Origin of the sequence: Marmoricola sp. OAE513, from assembly GCF_040546585.1 — a bacterium.
GTDB lineage: Bacteria > Actinomycetota > Actinomycetes > Propionibacteriales > Nocardioidaceae > Marmoricola.
The window spans coordinates 1,920,311-1,940,278 of the sequence record NZ_JBEPOC010000001.1; the positions used below are offsets into that span (position 1 = coordinate 1,920,311).

General features: G+C 70.4%; 20 protein-coding genes. 7 read left to right on the forward strand and 13 right to left on the reverse strand.

The window, feature by feature from the left end; translation table 11 throughout:
- Positions 1-2 precede the first annotated feature (2 nt).
- The 3 genes from ABIE44_RS09745 to ABIE44_RS09755 all read right to left on the reverse strand — a co-directional run bounded on the left by ABIE44_RS09745 (position 3) and on the right by ABIE44_RS09755 (position 2,384).
- Positions 3-665 carry a response regulator gene (locus ABIE44_RS09745; protein WP_209718855.1) on the reverse strand — a complete coding sequence of 221 codons (663 nt, stop codon included), beginning with the start codon at positions 663-665 and terminating at the stop codon, positions 3-5.
- Positions 662-1,798 carry a MacS family sensor histidine kinase gene (macS, locus tag ABIE44_RS09750; RefSeq protein ID WP_209718852.1) on the reverse strand — a complete coding sequence of 379 codons (1,137 nt, stop codon included), beginning with the start codon at positions 1,796-1,798 and terminating at the stop codon, positions 662-664. Before macS ends, ABIE44_RS09745 begins: the two co-directional genes overlap by 4 nt.
- An 82-nt stretch (positions 1,799-1,880) precedes the next feature.
- Positions 1,881-2,384 (reverse strand): MarR family winged helix-turn-helix transcriptional regulator, encoded by a 504-nt coding sequence (locus ABIE44_RS09755; protein WP_209718849.1) that lies wholly within the window; start codon positions 2,382-2,384, stop codon positions 1,881-1,883.
- Positions 2,385-2,499: 115 nt separating this feature from the next.
- On the opposite strand from ABIE44_RS09755, the gene ABIE44_RS09760 reads away from it, so the two are divergent.
- Complete coding sequence (locus tag ABIE44_RS09760; RefSeq protein ID WP_209718846.1) at positions 2,500-3,444, forward strand: NADP-dependent oxidoreductase; 945 nt, start codon at positions 2,500-2,502, stop codon at positions 3,442-3,444.
- A gap of 81 nt (positions 3,445-3,525) precedes the next feature.
- Here the strand turns inward: ABIE44_RS09760 and ABIE44_RS09765 are convergent, their stop codons facing one another.
- The 8 genes from ABIE44_RS09765 to ABIE44_RS09800 form a co-directional block, all read right to left on the reverse strand.
- Positions 3,526-3,957: a class F sortase gene (locus tag ABIE44_RS09765; protein ID WP_209718843.1), complete on the reverse strand. Its 432-nt coding sequence runs from the start codon at positions 3,955-3,957 to the stop codon at positions 3,526-3,528.
- Positions 3,958-4,138: 181 nt separating this feature from the next.
- A complete protein-coding gene (locus tag ABIE44_RS09770) occupies positions 4,139-5,125 on the reverse strand; it encodes a hypothetical protein (protein ID WP_209718840.1) in 987 nt (328 codons plus the stop codon).
- A 140-nt stretch (positions 5,126-5,265) separates the two neighbouring features.
- Complete coding sequence (locus tag ABIE44_RS09775) at positions 5,266-7,326, reverse strand: SGNH/GDSL hydrolase family protein (RefSeq protein WP_209718837.1); 2,061 nt, start codon at positions 7,324-7,326, stop codon at positions 5,266-5,268.
- Between the two features lie 96 nt (positions 7,327-7,422).
- Positions 7,423-7,641, reverse strand: coding sequence for a hypothetical protein (locus ABIE44_RS09780; protein ID WP_209718835.1), 219 nt, complete (start codon positions 7,639-7,641; stop codon positions 7,423-7,425).
- A 28-nt stretch (positions 7,642-7,669) separates the two neighbouring features.
- Positions 7,670-7,831, reverse strand: coding sequence for a GPGG-motif small membrane protein (locus tag ABIE44_RS09785; protein ID WP_209718832.1), 162 nt, complete (start codon positions 7,829-7,831; stop codon positions 7,670-7,672).
- A 213-nt stretch (positions 7,832-8,044) separates the two neighbouring features.
- Positions 8,045-9,136 carry an endonuclease/exonuclease/phosphatase family protein gene (locus ABIE44_RS09790; RefSeq protein ID WP_209718829.1) on the reverse strand — a complete coding sequence of 364 codons (1,092 nt, stop codon included), beginning with the start codon at positions 9,134-9,136 and terminating at the stop codon, positions 8,045-8,047.
- Between the two features lie 61 nt (positions 9,137-9,197).
- Complete coding sequence (locus ABIE44_RS09795; protein WP_209718826.1) at positions 9,198-10,508, reverse strand: cytochrome P450; 1,311 nt, start codon at positions 10,506-10,508, stop codon at positions 9,198-9,200.
- A complete protein-coding gene (locus tag ABIE44_RS09800) occupies positions 10,505-10,846 on the reverse strand; it encodes a hypothetical protein (protein WP_209718823.1) in 342 nt (113 codons plus the stop codon). Before ABIE44_RS09800 ends, ABIE44_RS09795 begins: the two co-directional genes overlap by 4 nt.
- 172 nt (positions 10,847-11,018) lie before the next feature.
- Here ABIE44_RS09800 and ABIE44_RS09805 point away from each other — a divergent pair, with 172 nt between their 5' ends.
- Both ABIE44_RS09805 and ABIE44_RS09810 read left to right on the forward strand, forming a co-directional pair.
- A complete protein-coding gene (locus ABIE44_RS09805) occupies positions 11,019-12,299 on the forward strand; it encodes a sensor histidine kinase (RefSeq protein WP_209718820.1) in 1,281 nt (426 codons plus the stop codon).
- Positions 12,293-12,970: a response regulator transcription factor gene (locus tag ABIE44_RS09810; protein ID WP_209718817.1), complete on the forward strand. Its 678-nt coding sequence runs from the start codon at positions 12,293-12,295 to the stop codon at positions 12,968-12,970. The genes ABIE44_RS09805 and ABIE44_RS09810 overlap by 7 nt, the downstream gene beginning before the upstream one ends.
- 76 nt (positions 12,971-13,046) lie before the next feature.
- On the opposite strand, the gene ABIE44_RS09815 is transcribed toward ABIE44_RS09810, so the two are convergent.
- Positions 13,047-14,591, reverse strand: coding sequence for a glycerol-3-phosphate dehydrogenase/oxidase (locus ABIE44_RS09815; protein ID WP_209718814.1), 1,545 nt, complete (start codon positions 14,589-14,591; stop codon positions 13,047-13,049).
- Between the two features lie 5 nt (positions 14,592-14,596).
- Entirely contained in the window at positions 14,597-15,187 is a 591-nt protein-coding gene (locus tag ABIE44_RS09820; protein WP_209718811.1) for a TetR/AcrR family transcriptional regulator, read from the reverse strand.
- A gap of 17 nt (positions 15,188-15,204) precedes the next feature.
- Between ABIE44_RS09820 and ABIE44_RS09825 the strand changes: the two genes are divergently transcribed.
- The 4 genes from ABIE44_RS09825 to ABIE44_RS09840 all read left to right on the forward strand — a co-directional run bounded on the left by ABIE44_RS09825 (position 15,205) and on the right by ABIE44_RS09840 (position 19,948).
- Entirely contained in the window at positions 15,205-16,809 is a 1,605-nt protein-coding gene (locus ABIE44_RS09825) for an FAD-binding oxidoreductase (RefSeq protein ID WP_354437969.1), read from the forward strand.
- Between the two features lie 72 nt (positions 16,810-16,881).
- A complete protein-coding gene (locus ABIE44_RS09830; RefSeq protein ID WP_209718808.1) occupies positions 16,882-17,997 on the forward strand; it encodes a glycosyltransferase family 4 protein in 1,116 nt (371 codons plus the stop codon).
- A gap of 264 nt (positions 17,998-18,261) precedes the next feature.
- Positions 18,262-19,137, forward strand: coding sequence for a glycosyltransferase family protein (locus ABIE44_RS09835; protein ID WP_354437970.1), 876 nt, complete (start codon positions 18,262-18,264; stop codon positions 19,135-19,137).
- Positions 19,138-19,174: 37 nt separating this feature from the next.
- On the forward strand, positions 19,175-19,948 hold the full coding sequence (locus ABIE44_RS09840) for an FkbM family methyltransferase (RefSeq protein ID WP_209718802.1): 774 nt from the start codon (positions 19,175-19,177) through the stop codon (positions 19,946-19,948).
- The last annotated feature ends 20 nt before the right edge of the window (positions 19,949-19,968 follow it).

Sequence of the window (19,968 nt, forward strand, 5' to 3'; positions counted from 1 at the left end):
GGTCAGTCCTCGTCCAGCCCGCGCTCGATCGCGTACCGCGTCAGCTCGACCCGGTTGTGCATCTGCAGCTTCCGCAGCGTGCTCTGCACGTGGTTCTGGACGGTGCGGTGCGAGATCACGAGGCGCTCGGCGATCTGCCGGTAGGAAAGTCCCTTCGCGACCATCTTGAGCACCTCGGTCTCACGGTCGGTCAGCCGTTCACCGGTCTCGGCGGCCGGCTCGTCGGAGATCCTCTGGAACTCGCCGAGCACCAGGCCGGCCAGGCCCGGGGTGAAGACCGGGTCGCCGTGGGCGACGGTCCGTACGGCGGCGAGCAGCTCCTCGCGCGACGCGGACTTCACCAGGTAGCCGGTCGCTCCCGCCTTGACCGCCGCCAGCACGTCGGCCTGCTCGCCGGAGGCCGACAGGACGAGCACCTTCGTGTCCGGGCACTGGCGCGCGACCTCGGCAGTGACCTCGATGCCGTTGGGCGCCGGGATTTGGAGGTCGAGCACCATCACGTCCGGACGGACCGCGGGGAACCGAGCGACCGCCTCGCGGCCGTTGCTCGCGACGGCGACGACCTCGAGGCCGGCCTGGACGAGGTCACGCTCGACCGCGTCGCGCCACATCGGGTGGTCGTCGACCACCATCACCCGGATCGGCGTCTCCTCGGACTCGCTCATGTCGCCGACCCTAAGGTCCGCGGGACGGTGAACTCCCACTCCGTGCCGAACGACCCGGTGCTCAGCTCTGCTGTCCCGCCCAGAGCGGCGATCCGCCCCTGAATCGATTCGGCGACCCCGAGTCGCCCGTCCTCGGCCGCTGCTGCCAACCGTCCGGCGGGGATGCCGGGTCCGTCGTCGCGCACCGAGACCTCCACGCTGGTCGGGGATGCCTGCAGCAGCACCCACGCCGGTGCACCCTCGCCGACGTGCCGTTGGACGTTGTCGAGGCAGGCGCGCACCGCCGCGACGAGCTCGCTCGCGACGGCCCCCCGGAGCAGGACCGGAACGCCGGGTGTCGACACGGTCACCCCCGGCAAAGCCTCGAGCTTGGCGAGCTCGGAGGTCAGGTCGACGGTGCTGGCGGTCCCCGTCGTCGAGTCCTGGACCCGGATCAACCGTCGCAGCTCGCGCTCCTGCTCGCCGGCGAGCTCGCCGAGCTCCGCGGCGGCACCCCCGAGCTCGCGCCCGCGACGCTGGACCAGGGCGAGCACCTGCAGCACCCCGTCGTGCACCACGCGCGCCAGCCGGGCACGCTCCTCCGCCGCGGCGGCGGCCCGCTCGGCGACCTCGCGCTCGACCGCCATCTGCTGGAGCGACGCACACAGGTAGCCGACGATCGTGCCGGAGAGGATGAGCAGGAAGGCGTTGCCGTAGTCGGAGTTGCGCAGGTCCGCGCGCAGCGAGAGGTCGGCAGCCGCGAGCACGACACCCGCGACGAGTCCGCCGCGCAGCCGGTAGTGGATCGCCCACGCGAGCAGCGCCGCCACGATCCACGAGCTCGGCATCGTCGTGCGGAACTCAGGCCCCTTGATCCAGTAGGTGGCCAGGAGGAGCCCGACCGCGAGCGCCAGGTCGACCACCAGCAGGGGAGCCGTGCGGCGCCGCGGCGAGCGGTAGGCCCAGGTCGCGATGCCGCTCCACACGATCATCACCGCGACGCACACGGCCGCGTCGAGGTGCCCCTCGAACGTCTCGTACCGGTAGATGTTCAGGCCGACCGCGTTGGCGAGCACGATCACCCGCAGCACCGCGAGGGCTGCGAACAGGCGGTCCTCCACTGCGGCGGCGGCGGGGGACTGAGGGGTGCTCACGCGAGGAGTCTTGCACCCTGTTTCTCGGAAAGCTGAGTATCCGTACCGTCGCGCGGCACCGGCAGGTGTGCCTGCTCGCGTCTCAGGACTCCCGGCGGCGTCGCGGCGTCGCGGAGCGCGGTGGTGCTGCGCGCATGTGATCGCGAACGGGGACCAGCAGGTCGGCGAGCGCGTCGGTGTCCTTCGCTGACAGCGGTTCGAAGAGCTGACGACGGATGACCTCGACGTGGCCAGGCATCACGGTGGCCAGACGGTCCCGGCCCGCGCCGGTGATGCTGACCGTCACTCCGCGGTCGTCGTCGGCCGAGGGCGCCCGGGTGACCAGGCCGGCCTTCTCGAGCAGACCCGCCTGGTAGGTCAGGCCGCTGCGGCTGTAGACGACACCGTCAGCCAGGTCGGTCATCCGCTCGCTGCCCGTCGCCGAGTCGAGGCCGAGCCGGGCCAGCAGCTGGAACTGGACCCAGCTGAGGTCCCCGACATCGCGCAGCTGCTGCTCGACCGCGTGCTTCAGGAGTCCGGCCACCTCGGTGAGGGCGAAGTACGCACGGAGCTGGACGGCGGACAGGGAGGACGGGGTGGAGGCCATGAAGGCATCGTATCGGGTGCTTCACATTCGAAACAGTTGCTTCGAATGTGAAGCAGTGCTAGCGTCGTCAATGTGCTTCAAGTTCGAAGCACATTGACGATGAAAGAGGTTCACCATGAAAGCCATCCGATTCCACGAGTACGGCGGACCCGACGTCCTGGGCTACGAGGACGTTCCGGTCCCCACGCCGGGCGACGGCCAGGTGCTGGTCCGAGTCGCAGGGACGACGTTCAACAACGTCGAGGGCAACATCCGCGCGGGACTGATGCAGGGCCCGATGCCGCTGACGCTGCCGCACATCCCCGGACTGGACGTCGCCGGGACCGTCGCCGCACTCGGTGACGGTGTCACCGCGCTGAGCGAGGGCGACCGGGTCGTCGGCTTCCTGCCCTTCGTGGACGACGGCGCTGCCGCCGAGTACGTCGTCGCAGACGCCACTGCGTTGGCCCTCGCTCCGAGGAGCATCCCGCTCGCCGACGCCGCGGCCCTGCCGCTGGTCGGTCTGACCGCTCTGCAGGCGCTGTTCGAGCACGCCCGGCTCGAGTCGGGTCAGCGGATCCTGGTCAACGGCGCGAGCGGTCCGGTCGGGGGCTACGCCGTCCAGCTGGCCAAGGCTGCCGGCGCTCACGTCATCGCCACGGCGAGTCCCGGCACTCGCGCCCTGGTGACGAAGCAGGGAGCCGACGAGATCATCGACTACACCGCTGCTGAGGTCGCCGCGTCTCTGACCGAGCCGGTCGACGTGCTGCTGAACCTGGCTCCCATCGACCCCGACGGATTCGCGGCCTTGGCGGACCGGGTCCGCGACGGCGGTGTGGTGGTCAGCACGACGGTGTGGATGCCCGCCCCGAGCGACGCCGATCGCGGAGTGCGCGGGATCGACCTGTACGTGAGGAGTGACCACGACCAGCTCGCGGACCTGGTGGCGCGCGTGGATGCCGGTGAGCTCACCGTCGACATCGCACGGCGGGTCCCGTTGAGCGACCTGGCGAGCGTGCACGCCGACGCAGCAGCGGGCGCCCTCCAGGGAAAGGTGGTCGTGGTCCCGGCGGCTGACTGAGCGTGCACGGGCTCGTGCTGGTGGTCCGTCCTGACCGGGCGGTCTCGGACCATCCGCCCGACGGCCGCGCGGTTGAACGACCTATCGGGACGCCGGGGTGGCGGTGACCACCGTGTTGCTGAGGTAGCGCACCCCGTCCCAGTCGGTGCAGGTGGTCAGCACCAGGCGGCCCCGGCTGGTCTGGCTGAACAGCTGTTGGGCCCGCTGGGCGGTGATGCCCTTGCTGAAGATCTCGACACCGCGGACGACGTACTCGATCCAGCCGCGCGAAGTCCTGACCAGGACCAGGTCACCGCGGCTCAGCTGATCGAGGTGGTCCAGGGCACCGCCGCCGGTGTGCACCGTGTGGCCGGTCACCAAGGCGCTACCCCGAGCTGCACCCGGGCGGGCGCCGTCGGCCCACCATCCGAGCTGCTGCGGGTCGCCGGGCGGGACAAGGGCCCGCCCTGCGGCCTTGATCGGCACCACCGGTGCATCCACCTCCAGGGTCGGGATGACCACGCGCGTCGGCATGCCCGGCTCGGGAGCCGCAGGTACGGCGGTGCGAGGAGGAGTCGGCTGCGTTGCCCCCGCGGGATTCCGTCGGACGTCGCCGACGGCCTCCTGTGGAGTCTGCAGGTAGTACGCGGCCACCGCGGCGATGACCACGACCACCCCCGCGATCAGCGGTGCTGCTCCACGCCGCCTCGCGGGCCTAGTTGACGACACGGGCGCGGTGCCGCGACCAGAGCAGGACGCCGCCGAGTGCCACGGCTGCGATCAGCAGCGGCAGCGGGGAGCGGATCCGGTCGAGGACCGACGTACCGTCCTGGCCCGCGTCGATCTCCGTCGGCACGCGTGCCTCGACGCCCCGCGTCGGCCCAGCAACCACATCGGGCACGTCGACAACGGGTTCGACGTTGGGACCAGTGGGCGTGTCGGTGTCCGGGGTGTCCACGGCGGGGGGCGTGACGACCGGGGGCGTCGTGCCGGCGCACGGCTGCACCCAGAACACCTTCGACTTGCTGTCGTTGCCTTGGGAGAACGGGGTCGCGACGGTCACCTTCACGTGGAACCCCTGCTTGGGGTGCGGGGTGCCCGTGAAGGTCGGCAGATAGGTAGTTCGGGCATCGAGACCAGTGGCAGTTCCTGCTCCGCTCGCGGGGTCGCCGCCGACGAAGACGGAGCTCGGACCGTTCGGCGTGATGGTCGCGTCCCCGGTCGGAGCCTGCATCTCGAAGGAGACCTGCGAGTAGTAGTCGCCCTGGTCGAAGCCGTACCACTCGATCTGGAACCCGCAGGTCACGTGCGGGTTGTTGTCCGGGATGTCGTCCCGCTCGCCGATCGGGGTGATCTTGATGGTGCCGTTGTTGCCCGCGGGATCTCCGTTCGCGGTCCCGGCCCCGGGGCCGCCCTTGTTCTGACCCGGCGCGGTGGCCGGGCCGTGGGAGCCGCTGTTGCCGTTCTTCTTCGGAGGGTGGTTCTTCGTCTGTCCGGGGGATGTGCTGGTGCCGTTGCCGTTCTTCTTGGTCGGGTGGTTCTTCGTCTGGCCCGGGGCTGTGCTGGTGCCGTGGGAACCCTTGGCGCCGTTGCCGTTGTTGCCCTTGTCGGAGTCTGCGAACGCTGTCGCGGTGCTTCCCCACGTGGTGAGGACCAGGACGGAGGTGGCGGCGAGGACGCGACGTCGGAAGGAAGTGGGCACAGAGATCTCCTGGGGTGCGCAGGGGCTTCGCGTGACGGGTGATCTGGGCTGACCACTGGTCGGGGGAGGGGTGAGCATCGGGCATTTACCCACTGCGGGGGGCTTGAAACGCGGGCCCGTGGAGCGCAACGCCGAACGAGTTAGCTCGCCGCCGGTCCGTACCTCCGCCGGAACCGCGCCGCGCTCACGCCGATCGACAGCGCCCAGGCCCCGCCGGCGCACACGAGCAGGAGGATCAACGGAAGAGTCGCGCCCGGTGCGAGCCGCCGCAGCGCCCAGGCATCTGCCTTGGGTCCGCAGTCCCCGCCGTCCTGCTCGAAGCACAGGGTCGTCGACTTCTTCGTCGGCACGGGGACGTTCGCGGGCGGGTCCTCGACACCGTCCGCCTGACGCTTGGCCGCCGGGGGGAGAAGCGCACCGAGGCCGGAGATCTCCTTCTCGCTGCCGGCGTCGCGCGTCTGCGCCGAGAGCCACCCGGTGAAGGCGGTGGCCAGTGCGGCGTGACCGCGCTCGTTCGGGTGAAGGCTGTTGTGGATCCAGTTGCCGGGGTTGAACCGGTTCTGCGCCGCACCGCCGACCCCGCGGAGGTCGAGGAAGTTCAGCCCGGGAGTCCCGGAGTCGTCGCAGAGAGCGAGGTGGGAGTCGGCCAAGGCGGTACGCATCGGTCCGACGTAATAGACGCCGGTCTCGGTGGCGACCTTCTCGATGAGCCCGTCCAGCCGAGCGGTGAAACGGCGGACGAACCGGATGTCACCCGACTCCACGGGTGCCCGGGCGCATCCGGCGTCGGTGGCGAACGCGTCGGGGTAGGGCATCACCGCGATCGGCGAGGCGGGAAACTCGTCGGCGATGGCGAGGTAGGTCGCGCGCAGCGCCGACTCCACGTCGGCCAGGTTGCCGAAGAAGTACTGGGTCACCTCGTCGTCGTTGCAGCTGCCCAGTGACAGGCACGAGGAACCGATCTGCCGGAACCCGGCGTCGTTCCCGCCGATGCTCAGGACGACCAGGGACGGGTTCAGCCAGGGGTCGGCCGCGCGTACCTCGTCGAGGGCGCGCGTGACCTGGATGCCCTCTCCGGCGTACTGCTCGTCGTCCTGGGGCTGGCCGACGAGGTTCCGGGCCCGAGCTCCGGAGCACGCGCGGAAGACCAGACGGTGTGCTCCGAGCGACTGGGCCACCAGGACCGGCCAGGCGGTCGCGGCTCGCCGGCACTGGTTGCCACCGGCGACGTTGGTCTCGTCCAGGTAGCGCGCTGCGCCCTCGCCCGAGCTGTAGGAGTCGCCCAAGGAGACGATCACGGGTTCGGGCCCGGACTTCGGAGTCGATGCCTTGACCGACAACACCTCGGGCTTGACCTCCTGCGACCCGGGCGTGACGCCCATCAGCGCGAGGACGGCGAGAGCGGCCGCAATGTCGGCGAGGCTGCCGACCGTGATGGCCCAGGTGAGGAGAGCAACCACGACGACGAGCGCGAGCAGGTAGCGCGTCTGACTGAGGCTGATCAGGCCGATCGCCACGCTGAGAGCCACCACGGCTGCGCCGCCACCGATCCACCAGCGGAGTCGCGGGCCCGCGGTGTCCCGGGTCAACGCCATGATGCGGCGTTCGGAGATGACGCCGAGCAGAGCCGGCACGGGTGCGACGGTGAGACCCAGCGCCAGCACGGCGACCCACGTCGGTGCCCGGCCGAGCAACCAGAGCGACCCGTAGGCGAGGACGACCGTGGCGAGCAGGACCTGCCACCGGAAGGCGACCCGCAGGACCGCGTTGACGGCGCGGTCGAAGGGCCGGGCGTCGGAGGCTCCGTCGCCCTGCAGGACGATCCAGCGCAGCTTGCGGATGCCGAGCCCGGCCGCCACGTACGTCGAGATCAAAACACCCAGGGTCAGCGTCGACCGCAACGACTCCAGGCGCAGACCGATCGCTACCGAGGTCACGACCGGCAGAGCCAGTGCTCCGAGCAGCAGCCACTTGTTGCGGAAGTCGGCTCGGAGCTCGACCCAGTTGATGTCGAGGCCGTGGACCCAGAAGGTGGCAACGACAAGGAAGCCGCCGAACGCGGCGTACATGACGGCCTGGGACTGGCCCTGGCGAGCAGCGAGGAACAGCACCATGACCGACACGATGAAGGCCAGCAGCCGGACGGCGTCCGGGTGCAGGAAGGACCCTCGGAACCTCCGCGTCGGACGGCTGTCGCTCATGGACTCATTAAGTCGGGACCGGAGCCCCCGAGGCAAGGGTCACCAACGACGACACCCCCACCGGAGACCGGTGGGGGTGTCGTTCAGGAGCTGGGTTCAGCGCACCCGGCGATCGTCGACCACGCGGTCCTCCACGACCGTGTGGCGCGAGCGCTGCGCGTTCACGATCAGCGAGAGGACGATCGCGAGAACGCCGGCGACGATGAGGATCGTGCCGAGGGCACCGTCGTCGATGAAGTCGAGGTCGACCTGGATCACGTCGAGGGCCAGGATCAGGCCGGCGACAAGGAGGACGATTCCGGTTCCGATAGCCATGGGTGCTTCCTTTCGGGGAAGAGGAGGGTCAGGCTCGCGTGCCGCGGCCGTTGAAGACGGAGACTCCACCAGGACCGATCAGCAGCCCGGCGACGATGAGCAGGATGCCGAAGAGCAGCGAACCCTGGATGAGGGTGACGACGCCTCCGACGATGAGCAGAACGGCAAGGATCCAGAGCAGGCTGGGCATGAGAGCTCCTCCATCTTCGAGTTGTTCATTCCCGGGTTTCGGGGTGCAGGAGTGATACCCCGCAGCGCGCATCTCGAACGTGGCAAAATTGCGGTCGGCGTGGGTGGACCCAGCAACGGCGCGGGTTTTCGAGGGTCGAGTGACAGATCGGAGACCCAAATCGCTGTTTCCGGTCCGTGGCGGTCCACCGGCGGCTCAGGCGGCGGTCCAGCCCTAGGGGCGCGTGACCGACTTGGGGAAGTCCCGGCTGTTGATCCGCACGTCCGCGATGATGATCGGGTGGTCGGTCATCGACTTCACCGCGCCGCTCTTGTCCTCGGTGTAGCCGGTCCACTGCACGTCGTGGGAGCCGATCACCCAGTCGATCCGGTAGCCGCCGGCGACGCTGCAGCCGTTGCGGGCCCCCTCGCCGCCCGCCGCGGCGCGCATGTCCCCGGGGCCGGCGACCGAGCAGAACCAGGACTGCTTCTCGTTCATGTCGCCGGTCATGAAGACCGGGTAGCCGTCGTCCTTCAGGTCGCGCAGCAGGCTCGCCTCACGGGCGGTCGCGGCAGCACGCCAACGACCCTGGCGGCCGTACTCCTTGGTGTCCGCCGGGTTGTGCACGTTGTGGATGTAGATGGTGATCCCGCTGGCCTTGTGCCGCAGGAGCAGCAGCGGCATGTCCCGGGTGTGGCCGCCGAAGTAGGGGATCGCGATGCCCTGGGCCTTCACCAGGTCCCAGGTGTCCTTGCGCCACGCGATCGAGTTGTCGCCGTCCAGGCTGCTGCCGCCGGGGTACAGGCCGTACCTGCCGCCGGTCCCGTTGAGGAACGTCCGCCGCTGGTCGGGCTGCAGCTCCTGGAAGCCGACGAGCGAGATCTTGTTGTCCACGACGTACCGGGTGCCTTGCGCCATCCGCGCGACGCCGGACCTCTTCTGCGGCCGCTTGGTCTTGCCGCGGGTGTGCGAGGAGCCGAGCACGTTGAAGCTCGCCATCCGGAAGTCGGCGACCGGCGGCGGCATCCGGCGCGGTTTCGGTCGGGCAGCCAGGGTGGCACCGCCGAGCGGGGCGACGCTGGCCAGCGCCTCGGCCTTGAGCGCGGCGCTGCCGGCCTGGCTCGTGGCGGTCGCCGTCGGGTTCGAGTTCGGGCCGATCGGAGTCGCGGTCTCCGCCGGGCCGTTGGGTCCGGCCTGGGGTCCGGGGGACACGGTCGAGGACGGTTCCGCGGAGAAGTCGATCGAGGGCAGCCCGTTTCCGCCCATGACGATGAAGGTCACCAGCCAGGCAACCCCCACGCCCGCGACGAGCCCCAGTTTCCGCACCGACCCAGAATATCCGAACAAATCGACCCAGAAAGGCCCTTTGAAAAGGTGGGGAGACGGCTCAGGTCGCCACGGAAGCCCTGGTCGAGATCGGCACGTGCTCGTACCCGCGCAGCACCCGAGTGCCCCGGCGAACCGGGGTGCCGGCGACCTCGAGATCGGGGAAGCGGTTGTAGAGCAGCCGCAGCGCGGTCGTCGCCTCGAGCCGGGCCAGGCTCGCTCCCAGGCAGAAGTGCGCCCCCGCCGAGAACGCCAGGTGCTGATCGGCGTTGGCGCGGGTCACGTCGAAGCGCGCCGGATTCTCGAACACCTTCGGGTCACGGTTCGCGCCGCCCAGCAGCACGAGCACCGCCTCGCCTGCGCGCAGCTGCTCGCCGCCCACCTCGGTGTCCCGGACGACGGCACGCATCGTCAGCTGTACCGGGGAGTCCCAGCGCAGGACCTCCTCGACCACGTTGCCCCAGCGGTCGGGTTCCTCGAGCGCCATCGCACGCTGGTCGGGGTGGGCGCTGAGGTCGACGACCGCGTTGCCGATCAGGTTGACCGTCGTCTCGAACCCGGCGCCGAGGACGAGCAGTCCGACGGCGCGCAGCTCCAGCGGCGACATCGCGTCGTCGCCGGTCATCTGGGCCAGGCCGCTGAGCAGGTCCTCACCGGGCTTGCGGCGCAGCCGTTCGACGTGGGCCTCGAACCAGTGGTGCATCTCGCGCAGCGCGTCGGCCGCAGACCGGTACTGCCGGAACGTCAGTCCCGGGTCGAGCGTGACCGCGGCGCGGTTGCCCCAAGCGAGCAACTGGTCGTGCTCGTCGTCAGGGATGCCGAGGAGCTCGGCGATCACCGCGACGGGAAGACGTGCGGCGTACCGGTCGACGAGGTCGAAGGTCGAGCCGCCCTCGGCGACGATCTTGTCGAGCAGCTCGCTGGCGACCTCCTCGACGCGCTCGTTGAGGCGCATCACCTTGCGCGCCGTGAAGGCACCGGAGACGAGCTTGCGGTGAGCGGTGTGCTCGGGAGGGTCGGTCGCGAGCAGCGAGGGAGGGTCGACCGGGCTCAGCGTGTACGGATCGGCCACCAGGTCGAAGAGCTTCTGCAGGGGACGCGGCAGCTCGGCCTTGCCGGCGCCGGTGCCGAAGTCGTCGCTGCGGAGGATCTGGTTCGCCGTGGCGTGGTCCACGGTCGCGTTGACGACCGGACCGCGGTCGATCGTGCTCCCGCGCAACCGCTCGTACGCCGCGAACGGGTCCGCCATCGTGACGGGGTCGATCGCGAGCTGTGCGGTGACCTGTCCCTTGCGAGCGGCGTACTTGAGGCCCGCACGCTGGATGCCGTGCGCCAGCGTCCAGGCAGCGGCGGCGCGCGGGACCGAGGTCACGCCGCGGTGACCGGGCCGGGGAGGACGGTCTGCTCGCGCACGACCTGAGCGTACGACGCGTCGCCGGCGTCGAAGCGCCGCAGCATCGTCAGGACTGCTGCCTGGCGGGCCTCCAGCCGGCGGCGCTGCTCCTCGAGCACCGCCTCGGCGAGGTGGCTGTCGAGCTGCGTGTCCCGGGTCAGCCGGACCCGGTAGCGCAGGACGTCGGCGAGTGCCTCGCGGTCGCCGAAGATCTCGGCGTACTCGGTGTTCCAGGGGAGGTCGGTGCAGCCGGCGTTGGCCAGTGCCTCGATCTCCTGCAGTGCCTGCCAGCGGCGGTGGGTCTGGGTCCAGCTCATGGGGATCACCCTCTGTCGTGTGCGTTCGGTACGACGAAACTACGGACGCGCGCTGCTGCAACCATCGCGCTGGGGTACCCATTCGGACTACGACCCTGGTAGGAGCCCGCACGCGACCGGACACCACCGCGGAGTGATGCCGAGGACCCCTGGGGCTGAATACTCTGGTTCCGTGCGCCCTCACGACCCCTTCGCAGCCGAGCCCGCGGACACGCGGCCGAGCTGGCTGCGTACCCGGATCGAGGAGCACATCGAGGCGCACGGACTCGCCTACCCGTGGTGGATCCCGGTGGTGGCGATCCTCGGGCAGGTCGGTGCGGTCGGCATCGCGCTGAGCCTGCGCGACGCGCTCTGGCCGGTGCAGCCGGAGACGCTGGCACTGCTGCTCGTCGTGCTGCCCGGCGTCTGGATGATCGGTTTCAACCGGCACCTGTCGCACACCTTCGAGACCGTCGCCGGGCTCGGCGCTGCCGCGCTGCTGCTGTGGAACCCGGTCCCCGCCGGGACCGCACTCGACGTCGCTCCCGCCCTGCTCGCCCTCATCACCGCCGAGGTGGTCGCCCGGGACGGCGTGCGCAACGGCCTGATCATCGGTGGCGCCTCGCTGGCCATGATCCTCGCGGTCGCGACCGGCCCGGGCCTGGACGGGACGCCGGTCCATCTCGTCGACGTACCGCTGGGCTTCGTCGTCGGCTACATGCTGCTGTGGCAGATGCGAGCGCTGAGCGCCGAGCGAGCCGCGCGCGAGGGTGAGTACGCCCGAGCGACGCTTGCCGAGCGGGAGCGGATCGCGCGAGAGATCCACGACCTGGTCGCGCACTCGCTCAGCGTCACCCTGCTCCAGATCACCGGGGCCCGGCACGCCCTCGGCGACCTCGACGGCACCGGGGACACCGAGACGGTCACCGAGATCGACGACGCCCTGGCCGATGCCGAACGTGTCGGTCGGCAGGCGATGGCCGACATCCGCCAGACCGTGAGCACCCTGGCCGACGGCCCGGCGGAGACCCAGGCACTGCCGAACGGGTCGAACATCGCCGACCTCGTCGCCCAGATGGAGCGCGCCGGTCTGGCGGTGGAGTACGCCGAGTCCGGAGACCCGAAGCGGCTGACGCAGGCCACCGGCCTCGGCCTCTACCGGATCGCCCAGGAGTCGCTGGCCAACATCGCCAAGCACGCCCCCGCGAGCACCGCGCACGTGCAGCTCTCGGTCACCAGCCGCGAGGCGCGCCTGGTCGTGCGCAACGCGCTGCCGGGCAAGGTCCTCAGCGACGGCACCGGGTCCGGTCTGGCCGGGATGAGGGCGCGGGCCGAGCAGCTGGGTGCGACGCTGGACGCCGCGCAGGTCGCGACCGACTGGCTGGTCGACCTCCGGGTGCCGCTCCGGGAGCGCAACGGCCTGCTGTCCTGCCCGCTGCGCACGGCCCACCGCCACGGACGGTTGGCATGGTGACCGAGGGCGGTGAGACCCGGGTCGTCCTCGTCGACGACCAGGAGCTGGTGCGCTCGGGTCTGCGACGCATCCTGCGCAAGCGCGACGGGTTCGAGATCGTCGCCGAGTGCGGTGACGGCTCCGAGCTCCCCGCAGTGCTCGACGCCGCGGACGGCGTCGACGTCGTCGTCATGGACCTGCGGATGCGCGAGGTCGACGGGATCACGGCGACCCGCGCGCTCGCGGCCCGGTGCGACGCGCCGCCCGTCCTGGTGCTGACGACCTTCGACGACGACGAGATGCTCTCCGGGGCGCTGCGCGCCGGAGCAGCCGGGTTCCTGCTCAAGGACTCCTCGGCCGACGACCTGATCCGGGCCGTACGTGCCGTCGCCGCCGGGGACTCCTGGCTCGATCCGGCAGTGACCGGTCGGGTGCTGTCGAGCTACCGGCAGAGCGCGCCCGCGACCGAGGCGGCGCCCAACGAGCACGACGTGCTGACAACCCGCGAGCTCGAGGTGCTCTGCCTGATGGGCGGCGGACGCTCCAACACCGAGATCGCCGAGGACCTCTTCATCTCCGAGCTGACCGTGAAGAGCCACGTCGGCCGGATCTTCACCAAGCTCGACCTGCGCGACCGCCCGGCCGCGATCGTCTACGCCTACGACAACGGTCTGGTGCGCCCCAGCCTCTGAGGTCTGCGGGTTCGGCACCTCGTCTCGGCAAGCTCGACGAGCGAGACGCCCGGTCGTCGAGCCTGCCGAGACGTCCCTACGGGCGCGCGGTGTGTGCCGTCACCAGCTCGAACGCGCGCTGCGCGAACGGCAGGGCGACCTCGCGGTCCACCGGCACCAGGCCGATCTTCGTACGCCGGTCCAGCAGGTCGTCGACGTCGGCGGCGCCCTCGTGGGTGATCGCGAAGACGAGCTCGGCCATCGTCACCGGGATCGTCGCGCTCACCGACGCCAGCGCTTCTTCCTCGCTGAGTCCCACGCTCAGCGCGTTCGCCAGCACCGCGGGTGCCTCGGTGCCGAAGCGGCGCACGAGGCGAGCGGGTGCGTCGAGCCGGGCGAGCGTGGTCGCATCCGCCGCGCCCAGCAGCGGCAACGCCTTGGTCCGGCACGGACCGGCACGGAGGTCGTTCTGCTTCACCGCGGCGTCGACGGCGTCCTGCGCCATCCGCCGGTAGGTGGTCAGCTTCCCGCCGACGATCGTGATCACGCCGGTCTCCGAGGTCAGCACCGCGTGCTTGCGGGACAGGTCGGCGGTCGACCCCTCGCTCTTGAGCAGCGGACGGAGGCCGGCGTACGCGCCGACGACGTCGTCGCGCGTCAGCGGCTTCTCCAGCACCCGGGAGATCACGTCGAGCAGGAAGGTGACGTCCTCCTCGGGCACCTCGGGCACGTCGGGGATCTCGCCCTCGACCTCCTCGTCGGTCAGGCCGAGGTAGATGTTTCCGTCGGGCTGGGGGAGCGCGAACACGAACCGGTTCGAGGACCCGGGCACCGGCGCCATGATCGCGCAGCGGACGCTCGGCAGGCTGCTCGCGCGCAGCACCACGTGGGTGCCGCGGCTCGGCTTGAGGGTGATGCCGGGGACGAGGTGACCGGCCCAGACGCCGGTCGCGCTGATGACGGTCCTCGCGGAGATGCGCCGCTCCTCGCCGGTCAGCTCGTCGCGCAGCAGAGCTCCGGTCCCGGTGACCTCGAGGACCCGGGTGCGGGTGTGCACGCGGGCTCCGTGGGCGACCGCCGTACGGGCGATGCTGACGACGAGGCGGGCGTCGTCCTCGAGCTGGCCGTCCCACGACAGGACGCCGCCGCGGGTGTCGCGCCGGATCACGCCGGCCAGGGCGCGGGCCTCGGTGGCGTTGATCGTGCGCGGCTTGGGCAGCGTGGTGCGGCTGGTCCGAGCGACCTTGCGCAGGAGGTCGCCGGCGCCGACGCCGCGACGGGCGAGGAAGGCCTGGAAGCCGGAGACCTCGCTGGTCAGCGGGATCATCATCGGCAGCGGGTGCACCAGGTGCGGAGCGGTCGTCTCCATCAGAATGCCGCGCTCGACAGCGCTCTCGTGGGCGATCGCGACCTGACCCTTGGCGAGGTAGCGGAGACCGCCGTGCACCAGCTTGGAGGAGTACCGGGAGGTGCCCCAGGCGACGTCGAACGCGTCGACGGCGACAACGTCGAGTCCGCGGCTGGCCGCATCGAGGGCGACGCCGGCGCCGGTGACGCCGAGGCCGATGACGAGCACGTCGGTGCTCTCCGGGATGCCGGTACTGCCCGCGGTGATCTTCCCGGTGGCGGGGGTCGTTGCCATGTCGCTCACGGGGCCAGGTACCTCTCCACCAGGGCGGCCAGCTCGGCCGCGAAGTCGTCGTCGGACGCGTCGACGCCGACCATGGTCTGGGTCGAGAGCGTGAAGCCGTGCGCGGCCAGCAGCAGCGCACGAGCGAGCACGTGCGGTTCGCCTGTGCGGATCTCGCCGGCCGCCTGGCCGGAGGTGATCTCGGCGGCGAGGACGTCGAGCACCAGCTCCTGCGACCGGCCGCGACGCTCGAGCAGGTAGGGCAGGAGCATCTCCGGGTCGAGCTCGACGATCCGGGTGAAGAGCTCGTTGGCACGCAGCGCCCGGACGGTACCGACGATTCCGCGGACGAGGCGTTCGCGGTGACTTGTCGTGCTCACGTCGATGTCGACGAGGGTGACCCACTCGCGGGTCATCAGGTCGCCGAGGAGCGCGGACATCTGCGGCCAGCGCCGGTAGAGGGTCATCCGGGAGAGACCGGCCCGACGGGCAACGTCGGTCAGCGTCGTGCGGCTCCAGCCGACGTCCAGGATGGACGCGCGCGCGGCGTCCAGTGCGAGGTCCTCGGAAGACTTCGGCGAGTCAGGGTTGTGACGCTGTGACGACATGTGTAACACTGTAACACATGAACACTCACCCGAGCCCGATCTCCGACCCGACGTCCGCCGAGATGCACTGGTCGCGCTGGGGGGACCCGGAGCACGCCGGCCCGCTGGCCGAGAGCGCGTTCGCGCTGGTCGACACCTTCATCGGCACCAGCGACACCCCGGCTGTCCCCGCCGAGGACGTCCGGCTCTCCGACCCGCTCGACAGCGCCCTGGTCGCCGAGCTGGCCGAGATCGTCGGGGCCGAGCACGTGCTCACCGACCACGAGTCCCGCCTGCACCGCACCCGCGGCAAGTCCACGCCCGACCTGCTCAAGCTGCGCGCCGGTGACGGCACCGACTCCCCGGACGCCGTCGTACGGCCCGGCACCCACGACGAGGTCGTTGCGATCATCGACTGGGCCGTGGCGAAGCACGTTGCTGTGGTCCCCTTCGGTGGCGGTACATCGGTCGTCGGTGGTCTCGCGGCTCGTCGCGACGGCTTCGCCGGCGTCATCAGCCTCGACCTGAAGCGCTTCGACAAGCTGGTCGAGGTCGACCGCACCTCGATGACCGCGGTGCTCGAGCCGGGCCTGCGCGGACCGGCCGCCGAGGCGCTGCTGGCGGCCGAGGGCCTCACGCTCGGCCACTTCCCGCAGTCCTTCCAGTACGCCTCGATCGGTGGCTTCGCCGTCACCCGCTCCTCGGGCCAGTCCTCGGCCGGTTACGGCCGGTTCGACTCGTTGGTGGTCGGCCTCAAGGTTGCCACCCCGCAGGGCACCCTCGAGCTCGGCAACTCTCCGGCCAACGCCGCCGGCCCGGACCTGCGCGAGCTCGTGATGGGTTCCGAGGGCGCGTTCGGCGTGGTCACGGCGGTCCGCGTGCGGGTCCGTCCGCTGCCCGAGGTGAAGACCTACGAGGCGTGGCGCTGGGGGTCGTTCGCCGAGGGCGCGGCCGCGATGCGCACCCTCGCGCAGTCCGGGATGCTCCCGACCGTGCTGCGTCTCTCGGACGAGAACGAGACCGCGATCAACCTGGCCAAGCCCGCCGAGGTGGGTGGTGAAAGCTCGGGTGGCTGCCTGATGATCACCGGCTACGAGGGCACACCCGAGACCGTCGAGGCCAAGAGGCTGGCGGTGACGGCGCTGCTCACCGGACTCGGTGGTGAGCACCAGGGACCCGACAGCGGCCAGGCCTGGTCCGAGGGTCGCTTCCACGGTCCGTACCTGCGCGACTCGCTGCTCGACGTCGGGGTCCTGGTCGAGACGATGGAGACCGTCACGTTCTGGTCGAACCTCGACCACGTCTACACGAGCGTCAAGGACGCCCTGGTCGCCGCGCTCGGCGAGGCGACCCTGGTGCTCTGCCACATCTCGCACGTCTACGAGACCGGTGCGTCGCTGTACTTCACCGTCGCCACCAAGGCCTCGGACCAGCCGCTCCCGCAGTGGGACGTCGCGAAGCGGGCCGCCTCGGACGCGATGGTGCACAACGGCGCCTCGATCACCCACCACCACGCGGTCGGTCAGGACCACAAGCCCTGGCTCGCCGAGGAGATCGGCCCGGTCGGCGTCGAGATGCTGCGCGCCGTCAAGGAGCGCATCGACCCGACGGGTGTCCTGAACCCTGGAGTACTCATCCCTTAGTTCGTGAGTCGCGGAGGAGGCGGGGTTGCTACCGTTTCCCGACCTCCACCGCGACCTCCGAAGGACTGACCTGTGCGCATCGCCGTGCTGATGACCGGCCTGACGGCGTACCAGGACAAGTGCTTCAGCGAGCTGGCCGCGCTCGGCAACGAGCTGCTGCTCGTGCACCCGTCGTCGATGAAGTACGCGGCGTTCGACAAGTCGACCTTCACCGGCTCGGTGCAGCGCCACGTCTGGGATCGCACCGACACCACCGACAACGGGGAGTCGACCCAGGGCAGCCCGCCCCCCGACGTCCTCGTTCCGCTGATCGAGGACTTCGAGCCCGACGTCATCATCATGTGGTCGTGGGACGGCAAGGGCTACCGGGCGGTGATGAAGGCGTTCAGGAACCGCGCAGTGCGGGTGATGTTCAGCAGCAACTTCTGGCACGGCCGCTGGAAGCAGTACCTCGGGGTCGTCGCCAGCCCGTTCTACGTGAAGCCGCTCTTCGACGCGGTCTGGGTTCCCGGCGAGCGGTCTGAGCTCTTCGCGCGGCGGATCGGATTCGAGGGCAAGCAGATCATCCGCGGCGCCAACTCCGCCGACACCGATCTGTTCGAACGGGGCGCTCGGGAGCAGGCCGAGATCGCCGGCCGCAAGCGCTTCCTCTTCACCGGTCGGCTGATCTGGCACAAGGCCCCCGTCCTGCTCGCCGAGGCGTACGCCGAGTACCGCACGGTCGTCGACGACCCGTGGGAGCTCGTCGTCGCCGGTGACGGCCCCGAGCGCGACCACTTCAAGGACCGCGACGGCATCGACTGGCGCGGGTTCGTCCAGCCGGCCGACCTCGTCGACCTGATGCACGAGTGCTCCGGCTTCATCCTGCCCAGCCACATCGAGTGGTACGGCGTCGTGGTCCACGAGGCCGCGATCGCAGGCCTCCCGATCATCTGCTCCGACGGCGTCGGCGCCGTGCCCCACCTGCTGCAGGACGGCTTCAACGGGTGGGCGTTCGCTGCCGACGACAAGGCCGAGCTGGTCTCCGCGATGGTCCGGATGAGCTCGATGAGCGACGAGCGGCTCAAGTCGATGTCGGACGGGTCACGGGCGTTGGCCAGTCGTCTCACCCCCAAGATCTGGGCGCAGAACCTGCACGAGCAGCTCGGTCGCCGTGTCGAGAGCCGTGCCGGGACGGTCGTCCGATGAGCCTCACCCTGATCGTCGAGCCCGACTCCCGCGGTCACCGCTTCGAGGCCGTGTCGCACGTGCTCGAGGTCGTGCGGCGGTCGGGCGATGCCGTTCTGCTCACCAGCGTCGGTGCGCGGGAGACCGAGAACTACCGCGAGCAGCTCGGCGCTCGCGAGCTGCGCACCGAGGAGCGGTTCAGCGGCTTCGTCCCGGCCGACCCGCGAGATCGTCGACGCGATCATCGAGGTCTGCAGCCGCGAGGACGTCGGGACCGTCGTGCTGATGGACGCGGACCAGAGCCTCAAGAAGTGGTGGCTGCTGGCACCCAAGGCGCTGCGTACGCTGGAGAAGAAGCCACGCGTCGTCTTCATGCTCACCCGCTACCCGGCACGTCTGCGCCTGACCGACCGTGTCGGCTGGAAGCTGCGCACCACGAAGGGCACCCTCGCGCTGGTCGCGATGGCGCGCGGCTCGCTGCACCGGGTCGCCGGCTTCGCCGGACGCGAGGACACCGCCCCCGGGTGGTTGGTCAAGCGAGCCCGTGACCCCGCCATCAACGCGTACCACTCCCGGGACCGAGCGGAGCTGCGAGCGGACCTCGGGCTTCCGTCCGCCCGCCACCTCGTGGGCATCTTCGGAAACGTCGGCGAGCGCAAGAACCCCCAGCTCACCTGGGAGGCGATCCTGGCGTCCGGCGCCGACGCGGACCTGGTGCTGGCCGGGGGCTTCGACGACGTCGTCCGCGCCTGGTACGACGCGCTTCCCGAGGACCAGAAGGCGCGGATCGTGAAGCGCGACGCGTTCCTGTCCAACGACGAGCTCGACCGGTTCGTGGCGAGCGTCGACGCGGTCGCGCTGATCATGACCAACAACGGCCCGAGCGGGATCCAGGGCAAGGCTCTCGCCGCCGGCGTCCCGGTCGTGACTGCCGGGTCGACGGTCCGGGCGCGCGAGGTGGCCGCTACCAACGGGGGCGAGGCCACCGAGTTCTCGGCAGCCGGGATCGGAGCCGGCATCAGCCGGATCTTGCGGGGCGAGAGTGCCACCCCGGACCAGTCGAACATCCCGATGGCGACCGCGGACCAGTTCGTGATGACCATCCTCGGGGTCGACGAGCACGGTCGCGTCGCGCGCGGAACCGGGCGGTCGGCCCGGTGATAGTTTTCGGAATTCCGCTCGATCGAGGAGAACAACTGTGAGTAGCCCCGGCAAGCGATCCGGTCGCATCGTCGATCAGGCGAAGGTGATGCTCCACTCGGCGCTCCAGAAGCGGAACCTCGACCTGGTGCGGAATCCGTTCTCGGTGCAGATCGCCACCGCGATGAAGTGGCTCGAGCTCGGCACGGTTCTCGACATCGGCGGGAACATCGGTCAGTACGGCGCCTCCCTGCGCGCCAGTGGGTACCGGGGCCGGATCATCTCTTGCGAGCCGTTGAGCGACGCCTTTCCGCTGCTGGCCAAGCGTGCTTCGGGCGACGCCGGGTGGACCGCCCTGAACACCGCGGTAGGCAGCGAGCCGGGGGAGATCGAGATCAACGTGTCGGCGAACTCCTACTCCTCCTCGGTGCTGCCCATGACGGACGCACACTCCCTGGCCGCTCCTGGATCGGAGTACGTCCGGGCCGAGAAGGTCCCTCTCGTCACGATCGCCGACATCGTCGCGAGCGAGAGGGTCGACGCAGCGACCACCTTGCTCAAGATCGACACGCAGGGGTACGAGAGCCAGGTGCTCGACGGGGCGGGTGAGCTGCTCGCGTCGTTCGCCGCGGTCCAGCTCGAGCTGTCGATGGTCCCCCTGTACGACGGCGCGCAGCTGTTCGGCGACCTGGTGGCCCGGATGGAGAACGCGGGCTTCGGGATCTTCGCGCTGGAAGGCGGTTTCGCCGACCCGCGAACCGGTCGGATGCTCCAGTGCGACGGCTTCTTCCTCCGCAACGACCTGATGCCGGACGCGAGCGGCAGGTTCTAGCCCGCGGTGCCGAACCGGGT